The sequence below is a fragment of the Rhodopirellula sp. JB055 genome (assembly GCF_043100905.1).
Lineage (GTDB): Bacteria > Planctomycetota > Planctomycetia > Pirellulales > Pirellulaceae > Rhodopirellula.
In genome coordinates this window covers 1-4,968 of the sequence record NZ_JBICHO010000374.1, presented here as the reverse complement: position 1 = coordinate 4,968, position 4,968 = coordinate 1, and the positions used below count along the sequence as shown (strand labels likewise).

The 4,968-nt window shown below is 57.9% G+C and carries 3 protein-coding genes; all 3 read left to right on the top strand.

What is annotated here, in order from left to right; translation table 11 throughout:
* On the top strand, positions 1-406 hold a 406-nt coding region (locus ACF8AM_RS14915), incomplete at its 5' end, for a hypothetical protein (protein ID WP_392556398.1).
* A gap of 1,491 nt (positions 407-1,897) precedes the next feature.
* A complete protein-coding gene (locus ACF8AM_RS14910) occupies positions 1,898-2,968 on the top strand; it encodes a mannose-1-phosphate guanylyltransferase (RefSeq protein WP_392556397.1) in 1,071 nt (356 codons plus the stop codon).
* A 218-nt stretch (positions 2,969-3,186) separates the two neighbouring features.
* The coding region (locus ACF8AM_RS14905; protein WP_392556396.1) for a hypothetical protein at positions 3,187-4,968 on the top strand (1,782 nt) is incomplete at its 3' end.

Genomic DNA, 4,968 nt, shown 5'->3' with positions numbered 1-4,968 from the left:
CCCATCCTGCGCCATCCAACACGGGGAAACCAAAGCAAAAAGAAATGCAATCCGAATCGTCATATTCACAGCGCCGCTCCGCGTAGCCTCAACTGACTGCTACCAAACCACCACTCAAGGGAAGAGGTTTTTACGCCGCCCAAAACTCGCTGTCAACAAAAAAGAAGAGTGTTTGCGAAACAATGTTCAGCACGTTTCTGCAATCGAAGGCGATGGTGGATGCTGGTCCTTGAGCGGAGTTTGCAACGACGCGGCGAAAACCCAGGTCAGCCAAAACGAACCAGTAGCCCGGGATTTCTCCCGGGCAACGGTCCATCTTCACCATGTTGACACTTTGGCTGAAGTTGGACGCTACCAGCCAAGATCAGGAAAGCAGTGGCGTCAGCCGCCACTGCGTCGCTTCTAACACCTGCCAGAACACGACCTCAAGAGGGTTCTGATTTTTCTCGCGTTATCGTTCCGGTTCCTGATCGCGTTCTTTCTCCTGGTTTTTGCGGTTCTGGTTCGCTGCCATCCGCTCTTGGTACTGCTGATCGGTTTCACCGCGTTGTTGGCGTTTCCGGCGTGACGTTGTCGGATCACGCTCCCGCCTCGGCCGCCTGGTGCATCCGGACCCGCTGTCTTTCTGGTCGTCTTCGTTTACGTCGTCATGCTCTCGCTTCGCTTCGCGTGTCATGGCGGCGATGTATTGACGTTCCTCGGCTCGTTCTTTTTTGCGGATGCGTTCTTGAATGCGGAAGAGACGCGATCAAAGGTGTCGGACACCGTTTAACAAGTAAGTGAACTAAGAATGAGGAGCCAAGTGGTAGCCGATAGGCTGCCGTTGTTCGTTGGCTGGCAGGAAGTCCGCCACTTCCAGCGGATGCGTTCTAAGGTGTCGGACACCGTTTAACCAGTAGGTGCACTGGAAATGAGGGTTCAAGTGGTCGCCGCGGAAGACCAACTGGTTCGCGGGTGGCATTCGATGGTGCCGTCCCGCTTTCTTTGAGTCTGACCTAAGTCGCGGGGCGACGCAAGTTGGCGGTTTCGCGATCCAACTGCCGCCGCTCCGCGGCTTGCTTGAAGGGCTGGGTGCCCCCGAACCTCGGGTTGAAACCCGAGGCTTTCGGATTTCACCGCTCCGCGGTTCTGCCTGGTGATCCTTTCGCCGCAAAACAAAGGAAAAGCAACCGGTAACGTGGCTGGCACCTTTCGCAGTGCCTTTCCCTTTTCTTGTACGGACGCGATCAAGGGTGTCGACGCGATCAAGGGTGTCGGACACCGAATAACCAGTAGGTGCACAGGGAATGAGGGGCAAGCGGTAGCCGATAGGCTGCCGAGTTTCGTTGGCGAGACGTCTCAGCCAGTTCGCACCTTTCGAGAATCGAGTACGGCTGGGACCGTGCCAGCAACCGAGCCTGGCGTGAGGACTCGTCGGATCTCAACCGCGAACTCGACTGGCTGGACCCTTAGATGGCCTGGACCGCGGGCGGAAAGTCGTGGCCTTGCAGCGTCGATCAGATCGATGTTGTTGACGTTCTCACCACCACGGAAACAATGAGCCACGCCGTCTTGCAGAATTGAGTTGTGAGCAGGGGATCGAGCTCGAGGCAATCGAAATCGAGCTGGATTTCGCTCTGCATCATCCGTACGTTTTGGGAGCTTTGGATGCTCTCTCCGAGAAGTCCTGCTGCAGTTGTGATTCGGAAGGTCCGATGGACTCGCGTCCATGCGTTTGCGATGGAAGTGACCGTCCGGGTTGGGCATGACTCAGATGGGATTCATGCCGAAATTGCGAGAAGAAACCGCTGGGAAGTGGCAGGAGGCTGCTGCCGAAGCAGCGAATCAGGTAAAACGGGCGAGCGACGACCAGTTCGCTGGATGACTCACACCTTGGACTTCAACACGGAACTCGATCATGCTTCACGCGATCATCATGGCAGGTGGCAGTGGAACTCGTTTTTGGCCTGCTTCTCGGAAAGCCAAACCCAAACAATTGCTGTCGCTGGCGGGCGAGCGCACGATGATCCAAGCCACGCGGGATCGGCTCAGTTCCGTGATTCCCGCAGAGCGGACGCATGTGTTGACTTCGGTCGCGTTGGTGGAGCCGATTGCGGAACAACTGCCCGAGCTTCGCCGCGAAACGATCGTGGGCGAACCCTGTCGCCGCGACACCGCACCGTGTGTTGGACTGGCAGCTGCCCTGGTGGCTCACGAGGACCCTGACGCAGTCATGCTGGTGTGCCCCTCGGACCATGTGATTTTGCAACACGACCAATTCGCCGAAGGCGTGCGTCGTGGAGAGGCGATCTTGGCCGAACACCCTGATGCGATTGTGACCTTTGGGATCAAGCCATCTTATCCCGCGGAATCGTTTGGCTACATCCAACGCGGCGAAGTGATTGACGGTCACGAGGCTTATCAGGTCAAGACATTTCGCGAAAAGCCGGATGCGGAGACGGCGAAACAGTATCTGGCCGAAGGCACTTTTTCTTGGAACAGCGGAATCTTCCTCTGGCGTGCCCAGACGATCTTGGATGCGCTCAAGCAGCACGAGCCCGAAATGCACTCGCACATCGAGGCGATCTCGAAGGCGATCGGCACCGATGACTACGACGAGGTGCTGCAGAAAGAATTCGCGGCGATCGAAGGCAAATCGATCGACTATGCGGTGATGGAGCGACACTCGCCAGTCGTCGTCATCGAGGCCCCGTTTGATTGGGACGATGTGGGAAGCTGGCAAGCGGTTTCTCGCTTGCATCCGGCGGATGAATTTGGCAACGCAGTGGTGGGAACGCATGTGAGCGTGGACTCGAGCGGTTGCATCATTCACGGGACGCCCGGCCACACGATCGCCACGATCGATGTGCATGACTTGATCGTGGTGCAGACTCCCGATGCGACGTTGGTGGCGCCCAAGACATCGGAAGAACGCGTCCGAGAAGTCGTCGCCGCGCTGCAAGCGAAAGGTGCCGAGGACCGGATCTAACGGCGGCCTATCCGGGCGGGATGATTCTCGGTTTGGGTGGACGGATGGAAGGCAAGCGAATCATGGGGGGCGTCGGCCTCGATTTGTGATTGGGCTTGCCGTGAGTGGCTGAATCTCGCTATCGATCGGTGTGATGTCCTGGTTTCAGGTGCATTGCCGTCGACAGGCTGGTCTGTGGGCGGTGCCTCCCGGTTTTCCGCGTCACACGCAGTGTTTTGATGAACGAACACACCGCCACCCCTCCGTCGCATCCAGGGACACGGTCGTCTCTTGCCTTGAAAGTTCTCTGGGGCGGTTTGGCTTGTCTCACGACGTTTGTCGGGTCGGCGAACGGCCAGGACACGTCTGCCACCACGGTCGACCAACCGTATTTGGTGTTCGTGTCCGACGAAGGGGCGCATCTTCGCTGCGGTCCCTCGGGCGAATATTACAAAACCGATCCGGTTCGACACGGGCAAGAGCTCGAGGTGTACGTCGAAACCAGCGATGGTTGGTTGGGCGTGCGTCCGGTGGACGAGAGCTTTTGTTGGGTTGCCGCGGATGCGGTGAAACTGAACGAACAAACTCAATCGAAAAAATCATCGGGGTCGGACATCCTTGGGATGGCGACGGTCACCGAAGACAAAACGGTGGCCTGGATTGGAACCAACCTCGGCCGAGCTCGCCGCTATCGTTGGCAAGTTCAGTTGGCTGAAGGAGAAGAGGTCACCATCGTTGGTAGCAGTGAGCGAGACGGGCCGGATGGTCCGCAACTCTGGTATCGCATCGTGCCTCCTTCGGGAGAGTTTCGCTGGATCCATCGTGACCAAACGGCTGCCACGGCGGAAGCGTTGGTGGCGAGTTTGAAACGCCCTGAGCCCGCTCAGCACATGTTCATTCCTGACGGCAACACCGAGTCAGCACCAGCAGCGAAACAACCTCGCGTTGCCATGTCTCAATTCGAAGCCGATGTGGCCGATGAAGATTGGGACTTGGACACGGATTCTCATCGTCGAAGCGAGGGCTTGGAACGTTCTCACCCCCGACGCGAATTGGCTGATCGAGTGGCTCGGTTGAGCCGCGGTGAGGAGCAGGCTCACCCTGGTGAAGAAGTCGTTGCCGAAGCGGATCATCATCCACGCAGTCTTTCAGATCGGATTGCTCGTGGATTGGAAGCACTGGTTGGTGGAGGAGCCAAGGATGTAGCTGACCTGCAGCCAATCACTCAATCAAGTCGTCGCGTTCCGGATTTGGTGCCGATTGAAGATCACCGAGTCGCGACCGCTGGGACAGTCCCACAAGGCATCGCCACGGTGAATCATGAAGAGCCTGTTGGTGCGGAGATCGTCGGCAGCGGTGTCGCACCGAATTTGACCTCGGCTGCTTTGCAGGCAGATGCTCATGTGCAGTCTGGTGCTCAGTTGGCTGCGTCTGCATCGCCCGCTCCATCCATTCAACCTGTCGATTCCGGGATGCGTGATTCACGAATGACGATTACCTCCCGTCCTCGGATGGTCGATGGAACCGGATCGGCGATGACAACCAGCCCAGGATGGAACCAGACAACTGGTTCGGAAATCCAACAAGTTTCCGCAACCTTTCCATCGGCACCTCCTAAGCAGCGAACGATCAGTGCCGCGCAGATGGAGCAGGTTCAGCGAGAAGTCGCCCAGGCCGATGTGAGCATGCTGCCAGTGCTGTTTTCAAAGTTGATGGCACGAGGAGCTTCCGCACCGGAGGTTGGCTTGGTCGCCGAAGCTGCGGAGCGATTGCAGTTGCATGCCTTGGCGACTCGTTGCCGTGAATACCAGGTGGTCGCTCAGCGTCGCGATGGGGAAACCGTCGTGCGGACGTCATCGCTTTCCACACCAATCGCACCCGTTCCCACCATCCCTTCGCCTGTTTCGCCGATTCCTTCGGTCGCAACCGCAGGTCCAGTGAATTTCGGTGGCAACTCACCGGCAGCCATGACTTCGGTGCAACCGACGCCAAAGATTGCAACGGTGTCGCACGAGGTTCCC

What these genes read in the sequence shown, in the direction of transcription:
- ACF8AM_RS14910 (WP_392556397.1), top strand. Translation starts at nt 1,898, where the DNA reads ATGCTTCACGCGATCATCATGGCAGGTGGCAGTGGAACTCGTTTTTGG.